This is a genomic window from Enterococcus hailinensis, from assembly GCF_045862035.1.
In the GTDB taxonomy this organism is placed as follows: Bacteria; Bacillota; Bacilli; order Lactobacillales; family Enterococcaceae; genus Enterococcus_A; species Enterococcus_A hailinensis.
The window spans coordinates 72,028-98,503 of sequence record NZ_BAAFRV010000008.1; the positions used below are offsets into that span (position 1 = coordinate 72,028).

The 26,476-nt window shown below is 38.6% G+C and carries 23 protein-coding genes; 4 read left to right on the forward strand and 19 right to left on the reverse strand.

Translation table 11 applies throughout. From position 1 onward, the window contains the following. Positions 1–5: 5 nt before the first annotated feature. From ACKTSC_RS07850 to pcrA, 18 genes are all read right to left on the reverse strand, one after another. Positions 6–455 carry a SprT family protein gene (locus tag ACKTSC_RS07850; RefSeq protein WP_407857303.1) on the reverse strand — a complete coding sequence of 150 codons (450 nt, stop codon included), beginning with the start codon at positions 453–455 and terminating at the stop codon, positions 6–8. Further along, a complete protein-coding gene (locus tag ACKTSC_RS07855) occupies positions 448–2,628 on the reverse strand; it encodes a Tex family protein (RefSeq protein WP_407857294.1) in 2,181 nt (726 codons plus the stop codon). Before ACKTSC_RS07855 ends, ACKTSC_RS07850 begins: the two co-directional genes overlap by 8 nt. A gap of 112 nt (positions 2,629–2,740) precedes the next feature. Continuing rightward, positions 2,741–3,637 (reverse strand): DMT family transporter, encoded by an 897-nt coding sequence (locus ACKTSC_RS07860; protein ID WP_407857295.1) that lies wholly within the window; start codon positions 3,635–3,637, stop codon positions 2,741–2,743. A 69-nt stretch (positions 3,638–3,706) separates the two neighbouring features. Further along, positions 3,707–4,435 (reverse strand): metallophosphoesterase family protein, encoded by a 729-nt coding sequence (locus ACKTSC_RS07865; RefSeq protein ID WP_407857296.1) that lies wholly within the window; start codon positions 4,433–4,435, stop codon positions 3,707–3,709. 32 nt (positions 4,436–4,467) lie between these two features. Beyond that, entirely contained in the window at positions 4,468–4,839 is a 372-nt protein-coding gene (locus ACKTSC_RS07870; RefSeq protein WP_332580090.1) for a VOC family protein, read from the reverse strand. 146 nt (positions 4,840–4,985) lie between these two features. Continuing rightward, the gene (locus ACKTSC_RS07875) at positions 4,986–6,377 is read right to left on the reverse strand and encodes an L-cystine transporter (RefSeq protein WP_407857297.1); all 1,392 of its coding nucleotides are present in this window, start codon (positions 6,375–6,377) and stop codon (positions 4,986–4,988) included. 258 nt (positions 6,378–6,635) lie between these two features. Then, positions 6,636–7,019 (reverse strand): DUF1149 family protein, encoded by a 384-nt coding sequence (locus ACKTSC_RS07880; RefSeq protein WP_407857298.1) that lies wholly within the window; start codon positions 7,017–7,019, stop codon positions 6,636–6,638. 16 nt (positions 7,020–7,035) lie between these two features. Next, positions 7,036–7,659 carry an HAD-IA family hydrolase gene (locus ACKTSC_RS07885; RefSeq protein WP_407857299.1) on the reverse strand — a complete coding sequence of 208 codons (624 nt, stop codon included), beginning with the start codon at positions 7,657–7,659 and terminating at the stop codon, positions 7,036–7,038. Between the two features lie 30 nt (positions 7,660–7,689). Beyond that, entirely contained in the window at positions 7,690–8,358 is a 669-nt protein-coding gene (locus ACKTSC_RS07890) for a 2,3-bisphosphoglycerate-dependent phosphoglycerate mutase (RefSeq protein WP_407857304.1), read from the reverse strand. A gap of 50 nt (positions 8,359–8,408) precedes the next feature. Beyond that, positions 8,409–8,822 (reverse strand): competence protein CoiA family protein, encoded by a 414-nt coding sequence (locus tag ACKTSC_RS07895; protein WP_332580085.1) that lies wholly within the window; start codon positions 8,820–8,822, stop codon positions 8,409–8,411. An 18-nt stretch (positions 8,823–8,840) separates the two neighbouring features. Next, the gene (locus ACKTSC_RS07900; RefSeq protein WP_010739029.1) at positions 8,841–8,969 is read right to left on the reverse strand and encodes a hypothetical protein; all 129 of its coding nucleotides are present in this window, start codon (positions 8,967–8,969) and stop codon (positions 8,841–8,843) included. A 3-nt stretch (positions 8,970–8,972) separates the two neighbouring features. Beyond that, positions 8,973–10,337, reverse strand: a complete 1,365-nt coding sequence (gene rlmD, locus ACKTSC_RS07905; protein ID WP_407856191.1) for a 23S rRNA (uracil(1939)-C(5))-methyltransferase RlmD — start codon at positions 10,335–10,337, stop codon at positions 8,973–8,975. A gap of 143 nt (positions 10,338–10,480) precedes the next feature. Further along, entirely contained in the window at positions 10,481–11,494 is a 1,014-nt protein-coding gene (locus ACKTSC_RS07910) for a diacylglycerol kinase (protein WP_332580083.1), read from the reverse strand. A gap of 116 nt (positions 11,495–11,610) precedes the next feature. Continuing rightward, positions 11,611–13,041 carry an Asp-tRNA(Asn)/Glu-tRNA(Gln) amidotransferase subunit GatB gene (gene gatB, locus ACKTSC_RS07915; protein ID WP_407856193.1) on the reverse strand — a complete coding sequence of 477 codons (1,431 nt, stop codon included), beginning with the start codon at positions 13,039–13,041 and terminating at the stop codon, positions 11,611–11,613. Beyond that, positions 13,041–14,510 carry an Asp-tRNA(Asn)/Glu-tRNA(Gln) amidotransferase subunit GatA gene (gatA, locus tag ACKTSC_RS07920; RefSeq protein ID WP_332580081.1) on the reverse strand — a complete coding sequence of 490 codons (1,470 nt, stop codon included), beginning with the start codon at positions 14,508–14,510 and terminating at the stop codon, positions 13,041–13,043. Before gatA ends, gatB begins: the two co-directional genes overlap by 1 nt. Beyond that, positions 14,510–14,815 (reverse strand): Asp-tRNA(Asn)/Glu-tRNA(Gln) amidotransferase subunit GatC, encoded by a 306-nt coding sequence (gatC, locus tag ACKTSC_RS07925; RefSeq protein WP_332580080.1) that lies wholly within the window; start codon positions 14,813–14,815, stop codon positions 14,510–14,512. The genes gatA and gatC overlap by 1 nt, the downstream gene beginning before the upstream one ends. 195 nt (positions 14,816–15,010) lie before the next feature. Then, positions 15,011–17,029, reverse strand: coding sequence for an NAD-dependent DNA ligase LigA (ligA, locus tag ACKTSC_RS07930; RefSeq protein ID WP_407857305.1), 2,019 nt, complete (start codon positions 17,027–17,029; stop codon positions 15,011–15,013). Between the two features lie 45 nt (positions 17,030–17,074). Next, complete coding sequence (gene pcrA / locus ACKTSC_RS07935; RefSeq protein ID WP_407857300.1) at positions 17,075–19,324, reverse strand: DNA helicase PcrA; 2,250 nt, start codon at positions 19,322–19,324, stop codon at positions 17,075–17,077. A gap of 152 nt (positions 19,325–19,476) precedes the next feature. Here pcrA and ACKTSC_RS07940 point away from each other — a divergent pair, with 152 nt between their 5' ends. Next, positions 19,477–21,051 (forward strand): ClC family H(+)/Cl(-) exchange transporter, encoded by a 1,575-nt coding sequence (locus ACKTSC_RS07940; RefSeq protein ID WP_407856195.1) that lies wholly within the window; start codon positions 19,477–19,479, stop codon positions 21,049–21,051. Between the two features lie 8 nt (positions 21,052–21,059). Here the strand turns inward: ACKTSC_RS07940 and ACKTSC_RS07945 are convergent, their stop codons facing one another. Continuing rightward, positions 21,060–22,520: an alpha-amylase gene (locus tag ACKTSC_RS07945; RefSeq protein ID WP_332580077.1), complete on the reverse strand. Its 1,461-nt coding sequence runs from the start codon at positions 22,518–22,520 to the stop codon at positions 21,060–21,062. Positions 22,521–22,684: 164 nt separating this feature from the next. On the opposite strand from ACKTSC_RS07945, the gene ACKTSC_RS07950 reads away from it, so the two are divergent. From ACKTSC_RS07950 to ACKTSC_RS07960, 3 genes are read left to right on the forward strand one after another with little or no spacing between them, the layout of a single operon-like run. Then, positions 22,685–23,437: a DeoR/GlpR family DNA-binding transcription regulator gene (locus ACKTSC_RS07950; RefSeq protein ID WP_407856196.1), complete on the forward strand. Its 753-nt coding sequence runs from the start codon at positions 22,685–22,687 to the stop codon at positions 23,435–23,437. Then, on the forward strand, positions 23,434–24,348 hold the full coding sequence (gene pfkB, locus ACKTSC_RS07955) for a 1-phosphofructokinase (RefSeq protein WP_332580075.1): 915 nt from the start codon (positions 23,434–23,436) through the stop codon (positions 24,346–24,348). Before ACKTSC_RS07950 ends, pfkB begins: the two co-directional genes overlap by 4 nt. Positions 24,349–24,398: 50 nt before the next feature. Further along, on the forward strand, positions 24,399–26,324 hold the full coding sequence (locus tag ACKTSC_RS07960) for a PTS fructose transporter subunit IIABC (protein WP_332580149.1): 1,926 nt from the start codon (positions 24,399–24,401) through the stop codon (positions 26,322–26,324). Positions 26,325–26,476: the final 152 nt, after the last annotated feature.

A 26,476-nucleotide genomic window follows, 5' to 3' on the forward strand; every position in this document is an offset into this window, starting at 1 on the left:
TTCTTCTACATTTCAATTGTCTTCAAAAATTTCAGTCTTCCTTGACAACTTCCGCAAACATAGCGGGCGGTATTGATTTTACGTCGACGTTTGATTTCTTGCTGACACGTTTGGCAACGATACACTTGATAAAGTGACGTACTAAGCGGCGGTGTAAAACGAGAACCGCCTACTAACTTGAGCAACTGTTTAAATTCCCTATCTTTATGTTGATAGCCGCGACCTGTGATATGCAAATGGTAATGACACAACTCATGTTTGATCACCCTGATCAATTCTGGCTCGCCGTATTTTTCATAGACCAATTGATTAAAATCTAAATCATGGCTGGTCAGATGATAACGACCGCCCGTCGTTTTTAATCGCGAATTAAAACTTGCTTGATGACAAAATGGCTGGTGAAAAGATTCTCGCGAAATCTTTTCAACCAAAGCCTGTAATTCTTGATTAGTCATTTTTCTCACTTTGGATCATCGTTAAGCTGATACGTCCTTTTTTCACATCGACAGCCTCGACCCAAACAGTCACAACATCACCGACAGAAACGACATCGGTTGGATGTTTGACATAATTTTTACTTAACTTAGAGATATGGACTAAACCATCTTGTTTCACACCAATATCTACGAAAGCCCCAAAATCGATCACATTACGAACGGTGCCTTGCAATTCCATCCCCGATTTTAAATCTTCCATCGATAAAACATCTTGACGAAGTAATGGTGCTGGCATTTCATCCCGCATGTCTCGCCCTGGCTGTACCAATGCTTGCAACATATCTTTAATCGTTTCTTTCCCGATTTCAAATTGCGCTTGCAAGTCACTGACTTGCAGTTCATTGATTTTCGCAGTCGCTTCATCAGAACCTAGCGCTTTTAAATCTACATTAGCCAACGCTAAAATTTCTTTCACACTAGTATAACTTTCCGGATGGATCGCTGTATTATCTAAAATATTTTTTGCATCAGGAATTCGTAAGAAACCAATGGCTTGTTCGTAAGCTTTTGGTCCTAAGCGGGGAACTTTTTTCAATTGTGGCCGCGAAGTGAACGCACCATTTTCTTCCCGATAGTTCACGATATTTTGAGCAGTAGTTTTATTTAAGCCTGAAACATATTGTAGTAACTGCGGACTTGCAGTATTCACATTGACACCGACTTGGTTGACCGCTGTTTCAACAACGAAATCTAAACGTTCTGATAAATGTTTTTGTGAGACATCGTGTTGATATTGACCGACACCAACTGCTTTAGGATCGATCTTAACCAATTCAGCTAATGGGTCTTGCAGACGCCGAGCGATACTTACAGCACTGCGTTCCTCGACATGTAAATCAGGAAATTCTGTTCGCGCAATATCACTGGCTGAATAAACCGAAGCTCCCGCTTCATTGACAATTACGTAAAAGACTTCTTGTTCAACTTGTTTCAGCTGTTCAGCCACAAATAATTCTGATTCACGGCTGGCTGTACCATTCCCGATGGCAATCATTTGGACTCCATGTTTCTTGATCAATGCTTGTAACGCGGGACCAGCTGCTTGGCGTTTGGCTTGAGCTGCTGGTTTATGCGGATAGATCACTTCGATTGCTAAGACTTTTCCAGTCTCATCAACCACTGCTAATTTACAACCTGTCCGATAGGCTGGGTCAAATCCCAAAACGACTTTGCCCTTCAACGGTGATTGCAATAATAAATTACGAAGATTTTCGCCAAAAATATCGATTGCTTGTTCATCTGCATTTTCAGTCAATTCATTTCGGATCTCACGTTCGATTGCTGGACCAATAAAGCGTTTATAGCTATCTTTATAGGCCTCGCGAATAAATTCAACCGTAATCGAACGATTATTGGTAACTAATTGACGCTCTAAATAATCAGCGATTCTGTCTTCTTCGATAACAATCGAAACTTTTAAGATTTCTTCTTTTTCTCCGCGATTAGAGGCTAATACACGATGAGAAACCATTTTATTGATTGGTTCTGCAAAATCGTAATACATTTCATAGACTTCTTTTTCATCTTTTGCTGCATCTTTGACTTTGCTTTGATAAACCCCATTTTTCTTCGTGTAGTTGCGGATCCATGTTCGATAATCAGGATTATCACTAATTTGTTCAGCAATGATCTCATGGGCGCCTTGTAAAGCAGCTTCCGCTGTTGTTACTTCTTCACTGATAAACTCAGCAGCCTTAGCAAAAACGTCACCTGATTGAGGAAAGCTCAATAAATACTCAGCTAGAGGTTCTAAGCCGTTCTCTTTGGCAATCGTTGCTTTCGTCCGTCGTTTTTGTTTATATGGACGATATAGATCCTCTACTTTTTGAACTTTAACCGCTCCTTGAATCTTTTTCGCCAATTCTTCAGTTAATTTTCCTTGTTCATCAATTAAACGTAACACTTCTTGTTTACGTTTTTCTAAGTTCTCTAAATAGTTATAACGTTCTTCGATTTCACGAAGTTGAACTTCATCCAAACTGCCTGTCATTTCTTTACGATAACGTGCGATAAATGGAACAGTATTACCTTCAGATAATAATTTCAATGCCACATTGATTTGCTGTGGTCGATAAGCTGACAATTCTTTGTTCAGCAGTTGAATGATTTCTTGATTTAAGCTTTCTGCCATTTCATTTCCTCATTTCATCCAAAATCTTACCTATTTTATCATATTTTCTAATAGATTGCTTCTCTTAGAAAAGTAAAAAACCTTTACTTTCAATCAAGTAAAGGTTTTTGCTTCAACGCAAAAATTTCCTTTGATGCAAAAAATTAGGCAATTCAGATAAAAATAAACCGGTCAAAGTCAGTAAAATTCCTAAAAGACTCTTTACGTGCAAAGGTTCTTTTAAAATCAAGACAGATGCAAGTGTCGTGAGCATAGGGATTGTATAAATATAAACAGCTGCGCGAACCGCTCCTAAAGTCTTGACTGAAAAACCCCAAGTCACAAAGCAAATAGCTGAGGCTCCGACACCTAAAAAAATCAAGTTCAAAAGATTTTCTGGAACCCAAAGCCTCGAGAGATTCAGCGAATCAACCGAAAAGAACACTACTGGAACCATAAACAATAATCCGTATAAAAAAATCTTTTGGGTTGCAAAAAATGGATTGTAACCAAAGTGACCGATTTTATTTAAAATCAGTGAATAAGCGGCCCAACAGACAGTCGCTAATAAGGCTAACCCATCACCGATTGGATTGACGTTCAAAGTTCCTGAAAAACTAATTAATGCAACACCGGCCATCGAGCAAATAAAGCCTAAAACAAAGACTCTTGGAATTGTTCCTTCTTTTAATACGAAACGACTAATCAAAGCCGTAACGAATGGACTGACAGAGCCAATGATTCCGACGTTCATTGCTAGTGTGTAGGTTAACGCCACATTCTCTAAATAGTAATATAGGAATACACCAAATAAACCCGCAAAAAGAAAGTATTTTTCTTCTTGCCACCCATTGAAACGGATACGTTTTCTGGAAACAAGTGCTAAAACAAAAAAGCCCATCAAAAAGCGAATAAATAAAATTTCGATCGGTAGAAAATTTGTTAATAAGATTTTGGTTGAAATAAAGGTCAAGGCCCAAATCAATACGGTTAGACTCGCTGCCAGATGCCCTTTTACTGTCTGAGACATTCTTACCTCCTTTTATTTTAAAAAGATCATTTGTAAAAAAAGTGAGATCCCAGCGAATCTCACTTTAGCTTAAAAATCAGGCTGCCAAGGATGATCGGCATTTGAAAGTTCATAATCCTCGACGATTCCTGTCTGATTAAAAACTACACTATGAAGACTTCCGCCAAACACCGCTCCACCATCAATCCCGATTTTTCCATCTGATTGCCATAAAGCGGTTGTTTGCATATCCCCATAAAGCACTGGTGTGATCGTATGCCCGAAGACAACTATTTTTCCTGTATTATTTTTTCCTTGGTGGAAAGGTTCGCGGATCCATAAGAAGTCAGATTCAGCAGTTTCCATCCATGCTTTGGTTAAATCAACACCAGCGTGAACGAATAAGTGTTTTCCCCATTCGCAATAAAAAGGCAACCCTTCGAGAAACTGAAGCATTTCTTTGTAGCGACTACGGATCAACATTGCGATTTCGGTTGGTGAATATTCCTCTGTTGCTCCTTTATGCAACAAACTCTCGATCGTTTCTTTCCCGCCGTTGTGAAGATAGCTTGGAAACCAATCTTCTGGAGCTGCCATAAATTCTAAAAAGTATTGTTCATGGTTACCTCGTAAATAGATTGCTTGGTATTTTTTTACCAATTCCATTGCTAATAACCAGCAGTCCTTACTCTTAGGTCCTCGATCATTTAAATCACCGATCAAAATCAATTGTTGCATTTCAGGTTGAAAGTTCTTTAACATTGTTTGAAACAGATCATACTCACCATGAATATCTCCGATTGCAAAAACTTGTTCCATACTTATCCGCTCCTTTCGTTCGAAGGTGCTAATTAATTGCCAGATACAACAAAATAGTTGCCATCTAAATCCACAAAATTAAATACATACTCTTCGCCGATTTGAGCCAAATCCCCTAATTGGACTTCGACTGTTTGTAATTTTTTGTATAAAGCAAATACGTCATCACTACCGAAAATCAAGGCGGGAGCAGGCTCAGTTACTTCATCATCATTTTTTTCTACGAAGGCCCGATCATAAATCACCAAATGAGTCGTACTATTTTGACTCATCGCTACTTCCGCAACTTGTGATCCATCAAGCTCTTCAAAACTGATTTCAACAAACCCTAAGCTTTGCCAAAATTCACTCGCTTTTTTTACATCATCTGCATATAAAATCACTTTTACTTGTTCATTAAACATTTGATCTCACTCCTAAATATTCACTCTGATAATCTAATCCAAACGCTATCATCACTAATTTATTTTCTATTAACTAACAATTGGCTTCGATTCTTCTCACAGTATATAAAAAAAGACTTGGTCGCGCTAGCCAAGTCTGTTAAAAATTATGAATTTGCTTCGATCGATGCATTTTCATCTTGCAAAATATCACGATCTAATTCATGAATGCGTTCGCTAGTAACTACGCCCGCAACCATACTACCACTTACATTGACAGCCGTACGTGCCATATCGATCAATGGTTCAACTGAGATAACCAACCCAACAATAGCGACTGGCAAGTTCATAGCACCCAGTACGATCAATGAAGCAAACGTTGCGCCGCCGCCGACACCCGCAACACCAAATGAACTGATCGTAACGATGGCAACCAGCATCACAATAAATTTCAAATCAAAGACATTTACACCAACTGTTGGTGCAACAATCGTTGCCAACATCGCTGGATAAACACCGGCACAACCATTTTGACCAATTGAAATCCCAAAACTTCCAGCAAAGTTCGCTGTCGCTTCATCAACACCTAACGCTTTCGTTTGTGTTTCGATATTCATCGGCAATGTCCCTGCACTCGAACGTGAAGTAAACGCAAAACTCAATGCTGGGAAAGCTTTTTTGAAAAATGTGACTGGATTGACTTTAACGCCAGCCAAAATCAATGCGTGAACGATCAGTACTACGATCAATGCACTATAAGAAGCTAAAATAAATTTACCTAAATTGACAATTGCTTCAAAATCACTCGTTGCTAAGACATTCGTCATCAATGCCAACACACCATAAGGCGTCAAACGTAAAACTAATGTGACGATACGCATAATGATTTTATAAAGACTTTCGATCAAATCCGCAAAAAACGCCGCTTCCTTCGGCGCTTTACGTCGTACACCAAGAAAGGCAATTCCGACAAACGCAGCAAAAATCACCACTCCGATCGTACTTGTCGAGCGCGTTCCTGCAAAGTCAGCGAATACGTTCGTTGGGATGAACGACAAAATTTGTTGCGGAATCGAGAAATTTTGGACCATTTCTTGGCGATCCGCTAATTCTTTAATCCGAGCAGTTTCTGCAGCTCCTTTAGTGAAGGTTGCACCATCAAGATTGAAAATCATTACCATTGCAATCCCAATCAAAGCAGCGATTGCTGTAGTAGCTAATAATGTACCTAAGACATTGGCACTGATTTTCCCAAGTTTATTACTTGTTTTCATCTTAGTGAATGCCCCAACAATAGAAATAAAGACTAAAGGCATAACCAACATTTGTAATAATGAAATATAACCATTACCGACGATCCCGATCCATTCCATCGCTTGAGTAATTACTTTGTTATCGTTCCCTAAAAGCAATTGTAAAATCCCGCCAAAAATAATTCCGGCACCTAACCCCGCAAAAACACGAGTAGAAAATTTTACATGTTTCTTTTGCATTTGATAAAAAGCAACTAGCAATGCAACGAATACTAAAATCACCAATACAGTGAACAGAGTTGTCATAGTATTCCTCCTAAAAATAATTCTTAATAATGACAAGTCTGTCAAAGGAAGTAAAGGTTCCCGGTGAACACTCTTCAGTGAACCACCCTAAAATCCAGTTGCGCGATTTCTCAATTTTAGTGACTCAAAAAGTATAACGTAGATTATTTAATTTGTCTTAATTTTTGTTTACTTTCATAAAAATTTTCTGTTAAACAATAAAAAAACCAGTTTGAATTGTGCCTAAATCACATAAGCAGCAATTAAACTAGTTATTATTTAAATCGTATTTGATGAAAAATTAATTTTAATACCTGGTTGATCCAAAGCAATCTCGGTTACTTCATAAACCATCCGTTCGATCAAACGTAATAATGGCGCAATCATTTCATTGGCTTCAGCTTCTGTCAAATCGTTTTGCCGTCTTACTTGACGGTTGATCACATGAACGACTTGAGAAAACACGCCGCCGACAATAAAATTTTCAAACGGAAGAACGAATTCAATCCTTACACCCATAATACTATTTTCAGCTGGATACCCTGGATCTACAGCATCTAATGGACTGAAATTAATCTGCAACTTTTGTTTTACTTCTTGATCTTTTGGTGGCAATCCATAATTAAATGATTCCACGACTTCTTGATCACGTTGTAATTCCATTTCGCACCTCCTTAAACTAATTATAGCTTTCTGATGAAAAAATTTGTACCATTTCTTTTAAATTATTGATGAAATATGTCGCGTTGATGGCTTGATCAAAGTGGTCTAAATCAAAGAAACACGTAGCCACATGTGCATTATTTCCCGCTTCAATATCCAGTTCGCGATCTCCGATCATCACGGTTTGATTTCGGTCCATTTGATAGGTTTCAATCAAATAATTTAATGCCGTTGGATCAGGTTTTCTCGGAAAATTCGAATCACTTCCAATAATATCAACGATCAAATCTTCTAATCCATCTCTTTTCAATAAATTCCAAGTTGATTCGACTGTCCGATGTGTCAAAATAAAATGTCGACCACCCATCGCTTGTAATTCTTCCAACATTTTTCTCGTTTCAGCAAATGGAAAAGAGTCTTTATTTTGTTTCGCTTCATAATCATGGTATTCACGATCAAAATCCGGCACTGGTAATTGCCAATCGATGATCATTTGGCGGATCGATTCTTCTTTGATCTTGCGATACACCATTTTTTCATCTCTTTCGATCTTAAAATCTTTGAATGTTTTCATCAATGACTGCATCATGATCGGATATGTATCATACAATGTGCCATCAAAATCCCAAATAAAATTCATTGTCTACCCTTCTAAGTTAACATAATAATTTTATAAAATTTCTTTTTTGATAATTTCTAACTGTTCGTTGAACGTATAGATCACTGGCGCCGCATTGGGAATGTCGATTTGATCGACTTGATCAGTCGGAATCGTTTCTAAAAATTGAACCAATGCTCGTAAACTATTTCCGTGCCCGCATACTAAAACCGTTTTATGATCCAACAGATTTGGCGCAATTTGATCTTGCCATAAGGGAATTACTCTTTGTGAGGTCATATGTAAGCTCTCCCCTTTTGAAATCAATCGCGGATCTAATTGATCGTACCGACGATCAAAATGATTGTCCACTGTTAATGGCGGAACTTCATCAAAATCGCGGCGCCATTTTTTTACTTGAGCAGCGCCAAATTCTTTTGCCATTTGGTCTTTATTTTTTCCGACTAGAGCTCCATAATGTCGCTCATTCAAACGCCACGTCTTGTATTCAGGAACAAAAGCTGCATCTGCTTCATATAAAATAGTTTCAGCCGTTTTAATCGATCGTTTCAAGACAGATTCAAAAGCAATATCGATGGCTAATCCGCTATTCTTTATTTTTCTACCAGCTAAACGAGCTTGTTCGATTCCTGTTTCAGTTAAATCGACATCTAGCCAACCAGTCCAATAATTTTCAAAATTTGCTTCACTTTCGCCATGTCTAACAATAATTAGTTCCATCATTTCACCTTCTCATAGTAAGAATAGCAGAAAAAGCCTAGTTTTAAAAACTAGACTTTTTTGACAAACTGCGTCTGACAATTTTTACAAGTAACTTTTATTTTCCCTCTACCTTTTGGTGCACGCATTTTTTGTTTACATTCTGGACATTTGAAGTAACGATACGTTCCCTTTTTGCCCTTTAGAAAATCTTTTGTTCGTTCAATCAGTCGAATAAATTTCTGATTTTCATTGCTCCGCGGATAGATTCGTTTTGAACAAAAACGATACAGGATCAAACCAAAAGCTATGATAGCTAAAATATTACCAATATAGAAAGGAATCCAACGATCAACAATCAGCATCACTACCCAAAAAATCACCAACGCTTTATTGATTTGGTCAAATCGGCCGTAGCGACCGCGCATCAATTCCGCATACTTTTGATAATATTTCATCATTCGTTGCATCCAGATATTTCCCAATCGAAGATCGCTCCTTTATTACTTATTATAAATTTTTGGACCTTTACGCATATTTTTACGGTCATTTTTAGGCGTCTCCATTTTTTCTGAACGTCCGCCGCCTTGTTTCTTTTTGATTAGTTCTAACATTTTTTCTTTTTGATTCATTTTTTACACCGCCTTTACAAGTAGAGTCACTGATTCTACATGGTGAGTTTGCGGGAATAGATCGACTGGCTGAACTTTTACCGCATGGTAACCTAAATCTTCATATCTTCTAAGATCGCGAGCTAATGTTGCTGGATTGCATGAGATATAAATGATTTTTTCTGGATTAACCGCGGCTGATGCTTCGATGAATTTTTCATCCAAACCTTTACGTGGTGGATCCACAAAAACGACTGTCGGTTTGATACCCTCACGAGCCCAACGAGACATGATTTTTTCAGCTTTACCAATTTCATAATTGGCGTTTTTGATCCCATTTGTTTCAGCATTTGCTTTCGCATCTTCGATTGCTTGGGGAACGATTTCCATTCCATAAACATGTTCCACTTTATCTGCTAAAGATAATCCGATCGTTCCGATTCCACAATAGGCATCCACGACCACATCATCAGCTTTCAAATCAGCAAAGTCAATTGCTGTTTGATACAATACTTCAGTTTGTTGGGTATTTACTTGATAGAACGATTTTGAAGAGATTCGGTACGTCTTACCTAGTAAAGTATCATCGATCGTGGCTTTTCCGTATAATACTTTTTCTTCGCGACCCATAATGACATTTGTCTTCTCAGGATTGATATTTTGAATCACTGAAACCACTTCTGGCAATTCAGCATGGATCGCTTCAGCAATATCGATTCCTTTAAAGAAACGTTCTGCACGAGTGACTAAGATGACCATCATTTCATGACTGTAATGACCACGGCGAATGACGATGTGACGGATAAAACCAGTATTTTCACGTTCATTATATGCCTTAACATTGAAACGTTGTAAAATATCACGCACTGCAAGAATTGCTTGATCAATCTTAGGATCTTGGATCAAATAATTTTCGATTGGTAGCAATACATGTGAATTTTTACGATAAAACCCAGTAGTTAATTTGTCGTTTACTTTTTGAACAGGGATTTGCGCTTTATTTCGGTATGCAAATGGATGCTCCATTCCTAAAGTTTCTGCTACTGATAATTCAGGTAATTTAGCAATTGATTTCAAAACTTTTTCAATTTGCTCTTGTTTGAAACGTAATTGATAGTCATATGTCATATGACTTAACGGCGCGATCCCACTTCTCAACAAGTCTAGATCTTTGACTTCTTGGCGTTCTGGATTTGCATTGAATCGTTCTACGACTTTTCCATAACCGAATTTTTTTCCGACTTTGACTGCTTTGATCGAAACTTCTTCGTTAGGAAGGGCATTTTCTACAAAAAGCGGGAAACCATCGATATGAGCGACACCCATTCCTTCATATGACAAATCATCGATCGTTACGGTATAGGTTTTATTTTTTTCTACTGTGGTCATTATATTCTCCTTCAAGGCTGATTTATACATTCTAATGAATTCTAGTTAAAAAAGCAAGATAATACTAGCTTTTCACATTTAAGACTTTTATAAATCTCTTTCAAAACAAAAACGTTTCTACCTCGGGCAGAAACGTTTTATTTTTACTCTTCAGAATCTTCGTCTTTGATTTTTTCAAATTCTTTGACAAGTTCAATTCCTGCTTCGCGTTCTTCGATTTCATTTTCGCCAATGATAGCTGATTCTTTGATCTCATCCGTATTGGCATAAAATTCAATATGCTGATGAAGATTTTCAAAATGCATTGGTGCATCGCCACCATATTCTCCATCCAAATTGATCATCATTTTTTTATCCGTATCTACTAAACTAGCCTTTAGGAAACTTGTTTTGACATACAAAACTTTTGAATCATTGACATGTTTCCCGCCATTTAATACCAGCGTGATCAAACGAACGATTTCAAATAAGTTTGCCGTCTTGACAATGATCAAAGAAAATTTCCCATCATCTAATTTTGCATCCGGGGCAATCGTTTCAAACCCCCCGATTGAATTCGTTAATCCTAGGAAAAACATCGAAGCGTTACCTTCGTATTCTCCTCCCTCATAAACCAATCGCATTTTAGTAGGCTTGATCCGCGGCAGCATCTCTGCACCTTTGACCAAGTAAGCTAAATACCCGAAAACACTTTTTAGTTCTGAAGGCACGTCATACGTCAACTCAGTTAATGATCCGCCAGCTGCAATATTGATAAAGTATGTATCTGCTGCTTTACCGATATCCATTTTAACAGTTTGTTGTTTTTGAATAACTTCGGCTGCAGCTTTTACATTATTACGAGGGATCTTTAAAGCTCGCGCGTAATCATTAGTCGTTCCTGCTGGGATGATCGCCATTTTAGGGCGATGTTCTAATCCGGCGATGCCATTGACTACTTCGTTGATCGTACCATCTCCGCCTGCAGCAACGATCAAATCAAAACCTGCCTTTGCAGCTCGAGTAGCTTCTGTTTTTGCTGAATCAGGCACTGGAGTCGTAGCAAAGGCACTAGCTTCATAGCCTGCTTTTTCGATAGCAATTAGAATATCTGCTAAATTGTTACGCATGATTTCTTTTCCAGATACTGGATTATAAATCAGTCGTGCTTTTTTCATAATCGAACTCCTTGCTGTTATAGAATTTACATTTACCGAAAACAATAGAAATTCCCGTCATAGATTATTTTACTAAAATACGACGGGAAATAACAATAGCTACTATTGATTTTTTTCTAGCGTTTAGCTAATTCTTCTTGCAACAATTTGTTCACAACACCTGGATTGGCTTTTCCTTTAGTTGCTTTCATGATTTGACCAACCAAGAAACCAACGGCACGGTCTTTACCATTTTTAAAGTCTTCAACAGATTGTTCATTGTTATCAAGTACTTCATTGATCATTGGTAAAAGTTGTGCTGGATCTGATAATTGAACCAAGCCTTTTGCTTCAACGACTTGTTTCGCATCGCCACCATTTAAGATCAATTCACGGAAGACTTTTTTCGCAATTTTAGAACTGATTGTTCCATCAGCGATCAATTTGATCATTCCGGCTAAATTGTTCGGTGTTAATTTTGTTTCAGCTAATTCAAGTTTTTCGCTGTTCAAGTAGGCAGAGACTTCACCCATCAACCAGTTAGAAGCTTGTTTTGCGTCAGCTCCTTCTTTTAATGTTTCTTCAAAGAAATCTGACATTTCACGGCTCAATGTTAAGACCATTGAATCATATTCAGGTAATCCTAAATCATTCACATAACGTTCGCGACGTGCTGCTGGTAATTCAGGTAATGATTCGCGGACTTCTTCAATCCATGAATCAGCAATTTCAAAACGTGGAATATCTGGCTCTGGGAAGTAACGATAATCACTAGAACCTTCTTTGACACGCATCAAGATTGTTTTATTTGTTCCTTCATCGTAACGACGTGTTTCTTGTTGGATCGTACCGCCTGAAAGTAAGACTTTTGTCTGACGTTGAACTTCAAAGGTCAAACCTTTTTTAACAAAGCTGATTGAGTTCAAGTTTTTCAATTCGGTTTTTGTCCCAAATTCTTCTTGACCGTAAGGACGTAAAGAAATATTGGCATCACAACGCATTGAACCTTCTTCCATTTTTACATCGCTGACGCCTGTAAATTGGATAATTGAACGTAATGCTTCAAGATAAGCATTTGCTTCTTCTGGAGAACGCATATCTGCTTCTGAAACGATCTCGATCAATGGCGTACCTTGACGGTTTAAATCGACATAAGAATAGCCGCCGATTCCATGCATGTTTTTACCTGCATCTTCTTCAAGATGGACACGTTCGATCCGGATTTTTTTCTTCTTACCATTTACATCGATTTCGATCCAGCCATCATGACCGATTGGTTCGTCGAATTGAGAGATTTGGTATGCTTTGGGATTATCTGGATAAAAATAGTTTTTACGGTCAAAGTGCATATCTTTAGAGATTTCACAGTTCAACGCAAGTGCTGCACGCATTCCAAATTCGATAGCTGTTTTATTCATAACTGGTAAAACACCTGGATAGCCCCAGTCAATAATGTTTGTATTTGTATTGGCTTCCGCACCAAAGTGAGCGGGCGCTGGTGAGAAGATTTTAGAGTTTGTTTTTAATTCTACATGGACTTCAAGCCCAATAACTGTCTCTAAATTCATTATTTGTCTCCCCCTAAAATCACTGGTTTTTGTTTATGGAAATCAGTTGCTTGTTCAAAAGCATAAGCTGCTTTATACATTGTTGATTCATCGAAATGTTTACCGATGATTTGTAATCCGACAGGAAGTCCTTCTGAAAAACCAGCCGGTACAGACATCCCTGGAAGCCCAGCTAAGTTTACTGGAATCGTCAAGATATCATTCAAGTACATTGTGATTGGATCATCGATATTTTCACCGATTCCAAATGCAACAGTTGGTGAAGTTGGGCCAATGATCAAGTCATAATCAGCAAAGACTTTATCAAAGTCCTGTTTGATCAACGTACGGACTTGGCCAGCTTTTTTGAAGTACGCATCGTAGTAGCCTGCTGATAATGAAAATGTTCCTAACATAATACGACGTTTTACTTCATCGCCAAAACCTTCTGTACGAGTATTTACATAAACATCTTCTAGGTTTTGAACGTCTTCTGAACGGAAGCCATAACGAATACCATCAAAACGTTGTAAGTTTGAACTAGCTTCAGATGACGCGATAATGTAGTAAACTTCTACTCCGTATTTAGAATGTGGCAAACTAACTTCTTCAACAGTTGCACCTAATGCTTTGAATGTTTCAACTGCTTTTACGATAGCCGCTTTTACGCCTGGTTCAATTCCTTCAGCCATAAATTCTTTTGGCAAGGCAATCTTCATACCTTTGATATCTCCAGTTAAACCAGCTGCAAAATCAGGGACAGCTGTATTTGCCGAAGTACCATCTTTAGGGTCATACCCACTGATAGCATTCAATGCTAAGGCATTATCTTTAACTGTACGAGTAAATGGACCGATTTGATCTAGAGATGATGCAAAAGCAATCAAACCAAAACGTGACACTCGGCCATAAGTCGGTTTCAAACCAACGATTCCGTTGAACGCTGCTGGTTGACGGATACTACCACCTGTATCGCTACCTAGTGAAACAGGAACTTCACCGGCTGCAACTGCGGCAGCTGAACCACCTGAAGAACCCCCAGGAACTTTTGTTTGATCCCAAGCGTTTTTCGTATTTTTGAAATAAGAAGTTTCGCTTGAACTACCCATTGCAAATTCATCCATGTTTAGTTTACCGACTGGAATCAAGTCTGAACCATACACTTTTTCCATGACAGTCGCGTCATAGATTGGATTGAAATTTGATAAGATTTTAGAAGCAGCTGTAGTTAAGATCCCTTTTGTCACGATATTGTCTTTGATTCCGATTGGAATACCCGCCATCGCATTTTCTTCAGTGATCCCTTTAGCATCGATTGCTTTAGCTAAATCCATTGCTTTTTCTTCATTCAAAGTAATAAATGCATCGATATCTTTTTCTGTTTCTTTGATACGAGCATACGTTTCGCTTGTTAGATCAGTTGCTGTGATTTCTTTTGAAACAAGCAGACTGTGTAATTCTTCAATCGATTTATCATATAATTTTTCCATTACGCACCAGCCTCTCCATTGTCGATGATTGCCGGAACTTTAATGAAACCATCTTCACTTTCCGGTACATTTTCCATCAATTCATCACGTGACCAGCCAGGTGCAGCTACGTCTTCGCGCATAACATTGATTGATGCTGAAACATTAGAAGTAAATGGAACACCTTCCGTATCTACCGCTTCTAATTGTTCAACCATATCGATTATTTTCCCTAATTGATCGGTAAAGCCGGCCAATTCATCATCTGAAAAAGAAAGTTTCGCAAGTTTTGCTACATGTTTGACTTGTTCTTCATTGATTGCCATAATATCCCTCTTTCTTTCTTCAATTTTAAATCATTCTATCATATCTTTATTAGGATTCACGTTTTTTTCTTGAAATTTTTTGAAAAATTGTACAATTCAAAAAAATAATCAGAAAAACGTAATTTTGTCTAGCACGACGCTTTTTATAATACCTGTTCGTTAACGCTAGCGTCAATCATCTTCTAAGAAAAAATGTTAATTTGAGTAACTTTCTTCAATTGCATCGATCATTTGCCGTTCATTCCATACTTCGATGCCGAGACTTTCTGCTTTTGTAAGCTTGCTGCCAGCATCTTCCCCAGCAATCACTAGATCCGTTTTTTTAGAAACACTTCCAGTGACTTTTCCGCCAAGATTTTGAATTTTTTCTTTTGCTTCTTCGCGATTGTAATCGATTAATTTACCGGTCAAAACAATTGTTTTATCTTTAAACGGTGACTCCACTTCTGCTAATTGACTCGCGCGAATTCCTTTATAGGTTAAATTCACTCCGCGATCTGCTAGTTCTTGCATCAATTCGTGGACTTCCTCGTTCTCAAAATAAGTCACCACACTATCCGCAATTGTTTCACCGATCGTATTTAGATTGACGATTTCTTCTTTGGTCGCTTGACTAATAGTGGCTAGATCCCCAAAATGTTCGGCTAAAATCCCAGCCGCTTTCGCACCGACATGTCTGATCCCTAAACCAAAAATCAAGCGTTCCACTGAATTTTCACGACTAGCATCGATAGCATTCAAAATGTTTTCGGCTGATTTATCCTTGATTTTATCTAAAGTCAATAATTGTTCTTTTTCTAGACTGTAAAGATCAGCAACGTCTGAGACCAAGCCCTTATCAAACATTTGCGCCAATACGCGCGGACCCAATCCGTCAATATTCATCGCGTTGCGAGAAACAAAGTGACTTAATCCTTCTTTGATCTGCGCTGGACATTTTGGATTGATGCAGCGCAGCGCTACTTCTTCATCCAGATGAACCAGTTCACTCTCACAAATTGGACAATGAGTTGGAACAGGATAGGATTGACTATCTTCTGGACGCTTTTCTAAAATCACCCGAGCAACTTCAGGAATAATATCTCCCGCTTTATAAACTAAGATCGTATCATTCAAGCGAATATCCTTTTTCTCAATATAATCACTATTATGCAGGCTTGCACGGCTAACAGTTGTGCCAGCTAGACGTACGGGTTCCATAATTGCTGTAGGTGTCAATACTCCAGTCCGTCCAACTGTCCAATCGATATCGAGCAATTTCGTCTGCTCTTCTTCCGGCGGAAACTTATAAGCTGTCGCCCAGCGTGGCGCTTTGACTGTGAAACCTAGTTCATCTTGTAATGAAAATTCATTGACTTTAATGACGATCCCATCGATTTCATAAGGAAGATCTTCCCGCGTTTCGTGGAACCGCTCGATATATTCCCATACCTCTTCGATTGTCTCACATACTTGATGTTCAGGATTTGTCCGAAATCCTAAACGCGTCATTTCATTCAATGCATGATCTTGCGTAGTCGATTCTAAGGGTCCAAAATCAGCGAGTGTATATAAGAAAGTGCTCAAATTTCTTTGAGCTGCAATTCGCGTATCTAATTGGCGTAAACTACCAGCAGCCGCATTCCGTGGATTAGCAAATACTTCTTTACCTGCTTCTTCTCGTTGTTGATTCAATTTTACAAAAGAAGCTTTAGGCATATAGCATTCTCCACGCACTTCGATTGAGAGCGGTTCTTTTAAGCGCAACGGAATTGATTTGACCGTTTTTAAATTTTCGGTGATATTTTCTCCTACAGAACCATCGCCCCGAGTTGCGCCTTGAACAAAAACACCTGCTTCATATTTCAAAGAAATAGATAACCCATCGATCTTTAACTCACAGCAATAAGAAACAGCCTGTCCTAGCGCTTTTTTCACCCGTTCATCAAAGGCGATCAACTCTTCTTTACTGAACACGTCATTCAAACTATACAACGGGATCGTATGGACAACTTTCTCGAAACCCGCTAAAACTTTCCCTCCTACTCGTTGAGTTGGAGATTCTGGTGTGATCAAATCGGGATAATCCGTTTCGATTGCGACAAGTTCATGATATTTTTTATCATAAACAGCATCTTCAACAGAAGGTTGATCTTGCACATAGTACTCATGGGCATATTGATTCAATTCTACTCGAAGTTCTGCTGAACGTTTTTCGGCATCTTGGAATGTCATAGGTTCCAAAGAAAATCCCTCCTATTTTATTTATTGACTAATTGATTAGATCTTTTCGATTGGGGCAAAAGCAGCCAATAACCGTTTGACTCCTTGTTGCGGAAATGCAATATCTAATTCAACATCTTTTGAGCTGCCACTCACTTTCACAACAGTCCCTGTGCCCCATTTTTTATGTTGGACTTTATCGCCTGGATTCCAATTTTCGTTTTCTCCGCCAGAAGCGGTTTTGTTGGTCATTGGTTCGCGAGTTGCGTGCTGATATTTAGCTTTCATCGTATTTTGATACGAATTTGTACTATTAAAAACAGCCGCTTTTTGTTGTGGTTGGATACCAATGGGATTCAACAAACTTTCATCGATTTCTGCTACAAAACGTGAAGGTTGATTGTATTGAGTTTTCCCATAAAGAGTTCTTGAGAAGGCATTCGTCAAGTATAAACTTTCTTCTGCTCGGGTGATGCCCACATAAGCTAAGCGTCGTTCTTCTTCCAACTCAGACTCTTCCATCAATGAACGAGATAACGGGAAGATTTTTTCTTCCATCCCAATTAGAAAGACGATTGGAAATTCTAACCCTTTTGCCGCATGTAGCGTCATCAAAGTAACTTGGGCACTTTCTTCTTGGTAGTCGTCTAAATCAGAAACCAAAGCCAAGTCATTTAAGAAGACCGCCAATTTTTCTTCGGGTGCTTCCGTGTCTTCTTCTGTTTGAGCTGCGTTACGTTTATCGAATTCTTGGGTTACTGAACGGAATTCTTCCAAGTTTTCTAGTCGTGACTCTGCTTCTAACGTCCGTTGATTTTTCAATTCATCTAAGTAGCCTGTTCGTTCTAAAACTTGATCGACTAGATCGGTAACTGGAAGGTAAGCAATCATCTCTTGAAATTGGGTGATCATTGCGCCAAATTCACCAATCATACGGCCGGCTTTACCTGAAATATTTGCCAAATCGACATTTTGGGCTGCTTCTACCATTGACCAGTCATGCATTTGAGCAAAATTTCGTAATTTTTCAACTGATGCCGCACCGATTCCACGTTTTGGCGTATTAATGATTCGTTCAAAGCTAACACCATCACGGGGATTATTGATGATATTTAAATACGCGATAATATCCTTAATTTCTTTACGATCATAGAACTTATGTCCGCCGACCATCGTATAAGGTACATTTGATTTCACTAATGTATCCTCGATCACTCGTGACTGAGCATTGGTTCGATAAAGAACCGCAAAATCATTATAACTACGATTATTGGCTTGAATTTCTTCTTTGATCCGACTCACGATAAATTGCGCTTCATCACGTTCACTGTCTGCACGATAATACGTAATTTGGTCCCCGGCTTGGTTGTCTGTCCAAAGATTCTTGTCGCGGCGATTGCTATTGTTTTTGATCACTTGATTTGCGGCATCTAAAATGCTTTTAGTCGAACGATAATTTTGTTCTAATAAGATGACCACAGCATCATTATAGTCTTTTTCAAAGTCTAAAATATTTTGCATATCGGCACCACGCCAACCGTAAATACTTTGATCGGCATCACCAACGACACAAAGATTACGAAAACGCGCTGCTAACATATTGACCAAAGTGTATTGGGCATGGTTCGTATCTTGATATTCATCAACATGCAAATAATGAAATTTATTTTGATAATAAGTTAAAACATTCTCGTTTTCTTCAAATAAACGAATCGTATTCATGATTAAATCATCAAAATCCATGCTCTGATTATTTCTTAACGCTTTTTGATAAGCATCATAACAACGAGCAACGATTTCTTCAAAAAATGAACCTTGGCGTTCTGCATACGTTTCTGGCGTCAGTAATTCATTTTTTGCATTACTGATACTGCCTAAAATCGAACGCGGATCATATTTTTTAGGATCGATATTTAAGTCTTTCAAAATCCGCTTCATCAATGTCAATTGATCCGATCCATCTAAGATCGTAAAATTCCGATCATAGCCGATCGCATCAACATCGCGTCTTAAAATACGCACACACATTGAGTGAAAAGTAGAGACCCAGACGTCTTCTCCTCCTTGACCTAAAATACCGTTCACACGTTCTTTCATTTCTCGTGCTGCTTTATTCGTAAATGTGATCGCTAAGATATTCCATGGATTTACATTCTTTTCTTCTATTAAATAAGCAATGCGATGTGTTAAAACTCTCGTCTTTCCACTTCCCGCTCCAGCCATAATCAATAACGGTCCTTCGGTATGAAGCACCGCTTCTTTTTGTTTAGGGTTTAGTCCTGCTAACAATTCTTGCTTGCTTGGCATGCAAAACGTCCTTTCTCTATTCAATCTTTTTTATTATAGCATCTAAGAAAGTTTCGCGACACTAGCAACAATTCATAAAAACGAATTCATTGATTCCTTCTTGAATTTTAAAAAAAAACGCGCTACATTTATTAAGATACGGAGGAGAAACAATGGAAAAAGAACATGAAATCAAACGCTTGGACAGCACGAAAGTCATTTTTATTTTAAAAGGCATCCTGATTGGGGCACTTGCTGGAATCATTGTCAGCTTATTTCGGTTAGCAATTGAAAAAACGATGGAATTGACCGTATCAATCTATCTTTGGTTCCACGACAATCCACTATGGATGATTCCTTGGACTGTCTTGATGCTGTTTTTTGCTTTTATTATCAGTCGCTTGATGCAGTCTGAAAAAAATATCAAAGGCAGCGGTATTCCTCAAGTCGAAGGCGCTTTGCAGGGCGATATTAAATTGAATTGGTTTTCCATCTTATGGAAAAAATTTATCGGAGGTATTTTATCCGTTGGTTCTGGATTATTTTTAGGTCGTGAAGGCCCATCGATTCAATTAGGTGCTATGGTCGGACAAGGTTTTAGTGAATTTACCCATACGACTACCTCCGAAAAGAAAATTTTTATTTCTAGTGGGGCAGCTGCTGGATTAGCTGCTGCGTTTAACGCGCCTATCGCTGGGCTATTATTCGTGATCGAAGAAGTCCATCATCATTTTTCTCCACTGATTTGGTTGACCTCATTGACCGCTGCTCTAACTGCAAACCTTGTTTCTTTAAATTTTTTTGGGTTACAGCCCGTTTTATTTATTGCCGACGTTCCTTTTTACCCATTGAAAGACTATGGTTGGCTCGTTTTATTAGGCATTGTTTTAGGTGTGTTGGGCTATCTTTATCAAAAAGTCTTATTAGCTTTACCAAAATGGTATCGTCGGACTCATCTACCCGAATCATTTTATAGCATCGTTCCATTTTTATTGATCATTCCGATTGGTTACTTCTTCCCTCATTATCTAGGTGGCGGAAATCAAATCGTTTTAGCCCTTGGTGAGCATAATTTTTCATTATCACTCTTAGTGTTCCTTTTTTTATTACGTTTTATTTTTTCTATGATTTCATATGGCGCCAATCTCCCTGGTGGAATTTTCTTACCTATCTTAACTTTAGGCGCTTTGATCGGTGCGCTTTATGGTACAGTCTTGAATCAACTATTCGGAATCGATACGGATTTAATCAAAGATTTTGCAATTTTTGCGATGGCTGGATATTTTACTGCCATTGGGAAAGCACCTCTAACTGCGATTATCTTAGTTACTGAAATGGTTGGAAATATCACCCATTTGATGCCCTTAGCAGTTTGCTCATTGACTGCATATGTGATCAATGATTTATTAGGCGGAAATCCTATTTATGAATCTTTATTAGAACGTCTCGTAAAAGGTCATTTGCCAAGTATCACTGGAAATAAAACCATTATTGAATTTCCAGTTGCAGCTGAAAGCACCCTCGATGGAACCATGGTACGCGATTTTAATTGGCCGAAAGAAATGCTTTTAGTCTCTATTCGTCGAGGTTCCAATGAAATGATTACCCACGGTGACACTGTGATGAAAGTTGGCGATCTTTTAATGATCCTAACCGATGAAGGGTATACTAAAAAAATCAAAACTTTGATTTCTCAGCGTTCTCATCCAGCCATCGCAAAAAAACAAGAAAAAGCAATAAGAGAGTGAGCCTAAGCTCACTCTCTTGTTTTATTTGCTAATTTTTCATTGATATAAACAGAAACTTGACCATCATTTACTGGGAAGACTCCCTGACCATTTTCATCTAAAGTAATCTTAGCATCATTGTTACCTAGAATATCGACAAAAGTCTCTCCTTCATGGATCGCACTGATCGTCATCTGTTTCTCGCCGCCCTGACTATTTGTCATAATGACTGCCATGCCAGATTCCGCTTGCTCAAAATCACCGGTGCAAGTCCAACCAATAATGTCTGGATCGTCGAAATAATCAACTTGCCCCCCGAATGTTAATTGTTCTCTTAAACGTAATATGGATATCAGTCCTTCTCCGACCGCTTCTGATTTTTCAGTTCCATAAAGATCCCCCCAGAAAACAACCGGTGTTCCTTCATTACGTAATAAAATCAAACTGTAAGCCTGTAATTTAAACCAGCCCTCGACCCAAGATTCTAAACTTTGACCTTGTTGTGTATCATGATTATCGACAAAAGTAACTGCCCAATCAGGACGCGTTTCAAGCAATGTTCCAGCAAACAGCTGACGCATATCAAACTCACCCATCGTTGAGGCTGCTTGGAAAAGATTAAAATGCAGCGGGACATCAAACAATGAAATCAAATTTCCGGATGAATCTAAATACTCTTGCAGTTTGTCTAATTCATCTGACCAGTATTCTCCGACTACAAATAATTCCTCGGCTTTTTCTTCACGACGATGTAAAAGCCAATCAACAAATAAATCAAACTGGATATGTTTCACTGCATCTAATCGATAACCATCGACGTCGGTCAGCTCTTGGTACCATTTTCCCCATTGATCCAATTGATCAACCGTTTCTGGATTAGTCATATCCAAGTTACAACCCATCAAATAATCAAAGTTTCCATTTTCATCATCGACTTGAGGCTCCCACCCCTTATCAGCAAAATTGAAAATCGCATGATCTTTGTTTCTAGCATCGTAATCGACACCAGAAAAGTTTTTCCATGTCCATTGATACTCATTATATTTTCCATTTCTTCCTGGAAAAGTAAATTTTGTCCAAGCCACGATTTGTTCTTCATCCCCAGCAGGTTTTGTCCGATCATCGAATTCATAAGCCACAGCAGAAACTTCTTCTGTTTCATCTGCTCCCATAAAATGGTCAAATACAATATCTGCATAAACTTTTATCCCAGCTTTTTTTAAAGCACGAATACTTTCTAAATACTCATCCTTAGTTCCATATTTTGTTTTTACGGAACCTTTTTGATCAAACTCACCTAAATCATATAAATCATAAGTGCCGTAACCAACATCATTGGCGCCTTCAGATCCTTTGTAAGCTGGCGGTAACCAAATGGCATTGATCCCAAATCCTTTTAACTCTTCTGCTTTTTCAGCTAAATTCTTCCAATGTGTGCCATCAGCTGGAAGATACCATTCAAACCCTTGTAAAATCGTTTGTTTTTTCATAGCTTTCACCTCGTTTTCTAATTACTATCATACCTAATATTTACAATACTACCTAGTAAGATGATTAGTTTATATTCTTTTGAATGTTTTTGATTGATTATGAATGTTTATGGTTGAAAATTAAAATAAAATATGTTAATATTTCAGATGATGGAGGATTGAAAATGCTTACAGAGGAACGACATCAAAAAATACTTGAATGGTTAGAACGTGACGGATTAGTTAAATCACATGACTTAGTCAATTGGTTGGACGCTTCTGAATCAACCGTAAGACGCGATTTGCAAGAACTGGAAGATCTCGGTTTACTCGAACGAGTCCACGGCGGAGCAAAGCGCCCTCAACATTTGGAACAAGAACTTGGAATGATAGAAAAATCATCCAAAAACGTTCAACAAAAACAATTGATTGCACAATTTGCTGTTGAAACGATCCATGAAGGCGATGTGATCTATCTAGATGCCGGAACGACTACTTCTGAAATGGTTCCTTTTCTAAAACAACGAACAGTAACTGTTGTGACTAATTCCGTTGGCCTTGCTGCTCATTTAGTAGAAGCACAGATTGCAACAATTGTTTTGGGCGGTCGAATCAAGCTTACTACCGATGCGATCATTGGTTCGCAAGCAATCGAACAATTAAAACAGTATCGCTTCAATAAAGTTTTCATGGGAATGAACGGCGTAGATCCTATCAGTGGCTACTCCACTCCAGATCCAGAAGAAGCTATTTTGAAACGAACAGCGATCCAGCAATCCGAAGAAGCTTACGTTCTGGTAGATCACAGCAAATTTAATCAAACAAGTTTTGTCAGTGTCGCTCCATTGTCAGCAGCTTCAATCCTCACCGATACCTGTCCTTTGGTTATCCATGATCAAATCACAGAAAAAACTACCTTGAAGGAGGTTTCTGTATGATCTATACAGTGACACTTAATCCATCGATCGATTATATCGTACATGTTGATCAATTAGAAATCGGCGATGTAAATCGCATGAAAAATGACTTTAAATTACCTGGCGGAAAAGGCATCAACGTTTCTCGAATTTTGAAGCGAATCGATAATACTTCAACAGCTTTAGGCTTTTTAGGTGGCTTTACCGGCACTTTCATTAATGATTGGATGCAACGTGAAGACATCGAGACAAATTTTACAACTGTAGCTGATGACACACGAATCAACATTAAATTAAAAGCCGGCGAGGAAACAGAAATCAATGGCCAAGGCCCAACAGTTTCAGAACAAGAAATGGCTGAACTAAAAAAGGTCCTTAGCCACCTTAAGGCCACTGATATCGTTGTTTTATCTGGTAGTAAACCAGCGAGTGTTCCTACAGGCTTCTATCAAGAATTGATCAAGATTATCAAAGCCCAAGGTGCTTCATTTGTCATCGATACAACTGGCGCTGATTTAATGGATGCTTTAGAAAAAAATCCACTGCTTGTTAAACCTAATAACCATGAGTTGGCTGAACTTTATCAAACAACCTTTACCTCTGTTGAAGATATTTATCCCTTCGGACAACGCTTATTAGATGAAGGTGCTCAATATGCCTTAGTTTCAATGGCTGGCGATGGCGCCTTGCTATTCACTCAAGATGGAGTTTATCGTTCAAATGTTTTAAAACGAACAGTTAAAAATTCTGTTGGTGCTGGCGATTCAATGATCGCTGGTTTTGTCGGAAACTATACACAAACACAGGATCCTGTTGAAGCATTCAAATGGGGTGTCGCTTGCGGAAGTGCAACTACCTTCTCAGACGACTTAGCAACTGCTGAATTTATTCAAGAATTATTACCAGAAGTGGAAATCTCAAAAGTAAAATAATGAAGATTTTTATTCTGTAAAAATTATCAAACAATAATGGAGGAACAATGATGGATATCAAAGATCTATTGATTAAAGATGCCATGATCATGGATTTGCAAGCGACAACTAAAAAAGCTGCGATCGATGAAATGGTACAAAAAATGTATGACGCTGGCCGTATTTCTGACATTGATGTATATAAAGAAGGTATTTTGAATCGTGAAGCTCAAACTTCAACCGGTTTAGGCGACGGAATTGCAATGCCTCATGCAAAAAATAGTGCTGTTAAAGAAGCTACTGTTTTATTTGCTAAAAGCAATTCAGGTGTCGATTATGAATCATTAGATGGTCAACCAACTTATCTATTCTTTATGATTGCTGCTCCTGAAGGGGCAAACGACACTCACTTACAAGCTTTAGCTGCCCTTTCAAGACTTTTGATTGATCCTGATTTTGTAGCAAAATTAAAATCAGCGGAAACTCCTGAGCAAGTTCAAGCAACGTTTGACGAAGCGGAAAAAGCTAAAGAAGCAGAAGAAAAAGCGGAGGCTGCACAAGAAGCCGCTGCTGCATCAGTTAAAACTTCAGATCGTCGATATATCGTTGCAGTTACTGCCTGCCCAACCGGAATTGCTCACACTTATATGGCTGAAGATTCATTGAAGAAAAAAGCCAAAGAAATGGGTGTAGATATCAAAGTTGAAACAAATGGTTCAGAAGGAATCAAGCATCGCTTGACCGCTGAAGATATCGCTCGTGCAGATGGCGTTATTGTTGCTGCAGATAAAAAAGTCGAAATGAATCGTTTCAATGGTAAAGAACTAGTCAATCGTCCTGTTAGCGACGGCATTCGCAAGCCCGAAGAATTGATCAACTTAGCATTAAGCGGTTCAGCTCCGATTTATCATGGCGACGGTGAAGCTTCATCAAGCGAGGAAAAAAGTGACAACGGAACAGTCGGACAACGTATCTATAAAGATTTAATGAACGGTGTTTCACACATGCTTCCATTCGTCATCGGCGGCGGTATCATGATCGCTCTTTCATTCATGATCGACCAATTTATCGGTGTCCCTCATTCTGAACTTGCAAATTTAGGTAACTATAATCAAGCGGCTAGCTGGTTCAATCAAATCGGTAGTGCTGCCTTTGGATTCATGCTTCCTGTTTTAGCTGGTTTCATTGGTTCAAGTATCGCTGACCGACCTGGTTTAATTGCTGGTTTTGCAGCCGGTGCATTAGCGAACACAGGTGGGGCTGGTTTCCTTGGTGCATTAGTTGGTGGGTTTATCGCTGGTTATGTCATCATTTTCTTGAAGAAACTTTTCAAAAACTTACCTAAATCACTTGAAGGAATCAAAGCAATTCTTTTCTATCCATTCTTTGGATTACTGATTACTGGATTTTTGATGTTGCTAGTTAATGTCCCTATGAAAGCAATTAATGATGGCTTGAACGGTTTCTTAACAGGTCTTAGCGGTTCCAATGCTATTTTACTAGGCGCATTACTTGGTGGGATGATGGCTGTCGATTTAGGCGGTCCAATCAATAAAGCAGCGTATGTCTTCGGTACTGCAACCCTTGCTTCAAGCGTTGCTCAAGGCGGATCAATCGTGATGGCTGCTGTTATGGCCGGCGGTATGGTTCCTCCATTAGCAATCTTCGTTGCTACTCGCTTATTCAAAAATAAATTTGAACAAAGTCAAGTTGACGCTGGTCTTACTAATATCGTTATGGGACTTTCCTTTGTAACAGAAGGTGCGATACCATTTGCAGCTGCTGACCCAATCCGTGTCATTCCAAGTTTCGTTGTCGGTTCAGCATTAGCTGGCGGTTTAGTCGGCGCATTCGGCATTAAATTATTAGCTCCACATGGTGGTATCTTCGTCGTTTTACTATTGAGCCACCCACTACTTTATCTTGTCTTTATTGCAATCGGTGCTATCGTTTCAGGTGTCATCTATGGTTTGATCAAAAAACCTGCTGCAAAATAATTCAAATAAAAAAGCACTCTCAGTTTGAAGTGCGCCCCCTAAGTTAGACCAAAAAATCTAACTTAGGGGGTTTTTTATGGTGAAATACGCGGATGCGTTCAAAAGACAAGTTGTTGAAGCTTATCGAAATGGCGAAGGTGGTTATGAAGCGT

Bases quoted from the DNA above. Each gene is read 5' to 3' on its own strand.
- ACKTSC_RS07850 (WP_407857303.1), bottom strand. From the start codon at position 455: ATGACTAATCAAGAATTACAGGCTTTGGTTGAAAAGATTTCGCGAGAA.
- ACKTSC_RS07855 (WP_407857294.1), bottom strand. From the start codon at position 2,628: ATGGCAGAAAGCTTAAATCAAGAAATCATTCAACTGCTGAACAAAGAA.
- ACKTSC_RS07860 (WP_407857295.1), bottom strand. From the start codon at position 3,637: ATGTCTCAGACAGTAAAAGGGCATCTGGCAGCGAGTCTAACCGTATTG.
- ACKTSC_RS07865 (WP_407857296.1), bottom strand. From the start codon at position 4,435: ATGGAACAAGTTTTTGCAATCGGAGATATTCATGGTGAGTATGATCTG.
- ACKTSC_RS07870 (WP_332580090.1), bottom strand. From the start codon at position 4,839: ATGTTTAATGAACAAGTAAAAGTGATTTTATATGCAGATGATGTAAAA.
- ACKTSC_RS07875 (WP_407857297.1), bottom strand. From the start codon at position 6,377: ATGACAACTCTGTTCACTGTATTGGTGATTTTAGTATTCGTTGCATTG.
- ACKTSC_RS07880 (WP_407857298.1), bottom strand. From the start codon at position 7,019: ATGGAATTACAACGTGATCAAGAAGTCGTGGAATCATTTAATTATGGA.
- ACKTSC_RS07885 (WP_407857299.1), bottom strand. From the start codon at position 7,659: ATGAATTTTATTTGGGATTTTGATGGCACATTGTATGATACATATCCG.
- ACKTSC_RS07890 (WP_407857304.1), bottom strand. From the start codon at position 8,358: ATGGAACTAATTATTGTTAGACATGGCGAAAGTGAAGCAAATTTTGAA.
- ACKTSC_RS07900 (WP_010739029.1), bottom strand. From the start codon at position 8,969: ATGAATCAAAAAGAAAAAATGTTAGAACTAATCAAAAAGAAACAAGGC.
- rlmD (WP_407856191.1), bottom strand. From the start codon at position 10,337: ATGACCACAGTAGAAAAAAATAAAACCTATACCGTAACGATCGATGAT.
- ACKTSC_RS07910 (WP_332580083.1), bottom strand. From the start codon at position 11,494: ATGAAAAAAGCACGACTGATTTATAATCCAGTATCTGGAAAAGAAATC.
- gatB (WP_407856193.1), bottom strand. From the start codon at position 13,041: ATGAATTTAGAGACAGTTATTGGGCTTGAAGTCCATGTAGAATTAAAA.
- gatA (WP_332580081.1), bottom strand. From the start codon at position 14,510: ATGGAAAAATTATATGATAAATCGATTGAAGAATTACACAGTCTGCTT.
- gatC (WP_332580080.1), bottom strand. From the start codon at position 14,815: ATGGCAATCAATGAAGAACAAGTCAAACATGTAGCAAAACTTGCGAAA.
- ligA (WP_407857305.1), bottom strand. From the start codon at position 17,029: ATGACATTCCAAGATGCCGAAAAACGTTCAGCAGAACTTCGAGTAGAA.
- pcrA (WP_407857300.1), bottom strand. From the start codon at position 19,324: ATGCCAAGCAAGCAAGAATTGTTAGCAGGACTAAACCCTAAACAAAAA.
- ACKTSC_RS07940 (WP_407856195.1), top strand. From the start codon at position 19,477: ATGGAAAAAGAACATGAAATCAAACGCTTGGACAGCACGAAAGTCATT.
- ACKTSC_RS07945 (WP_332580077.1), bottom strand. From the start codon at position 22,520: ATGAAAAAACAAACGATTTTACAAGGGTTTGAATGGTATCTTCCAGCT.
- ACKTSC_RS07950 (WP_407856196.1), top strand. From the start codon at position 22,685: ATGCTTACAGAGGAACGACATCAAAAAATACTTGAATGGTTAGAACGT.
- pfkB (WP_332580075.1), top strand. From the start codon at position 23,434: ATGATCTATACAGTGACACTTAATCCATCGATCGATTATATCGTACAT.
- ACKTSC_RS07960 (WP_332580149.1), top strand. From the start codon at position 24,399: ATGGATATCAAAGATCTATTGATTAAAGATGCCATGATCATGGATTTG.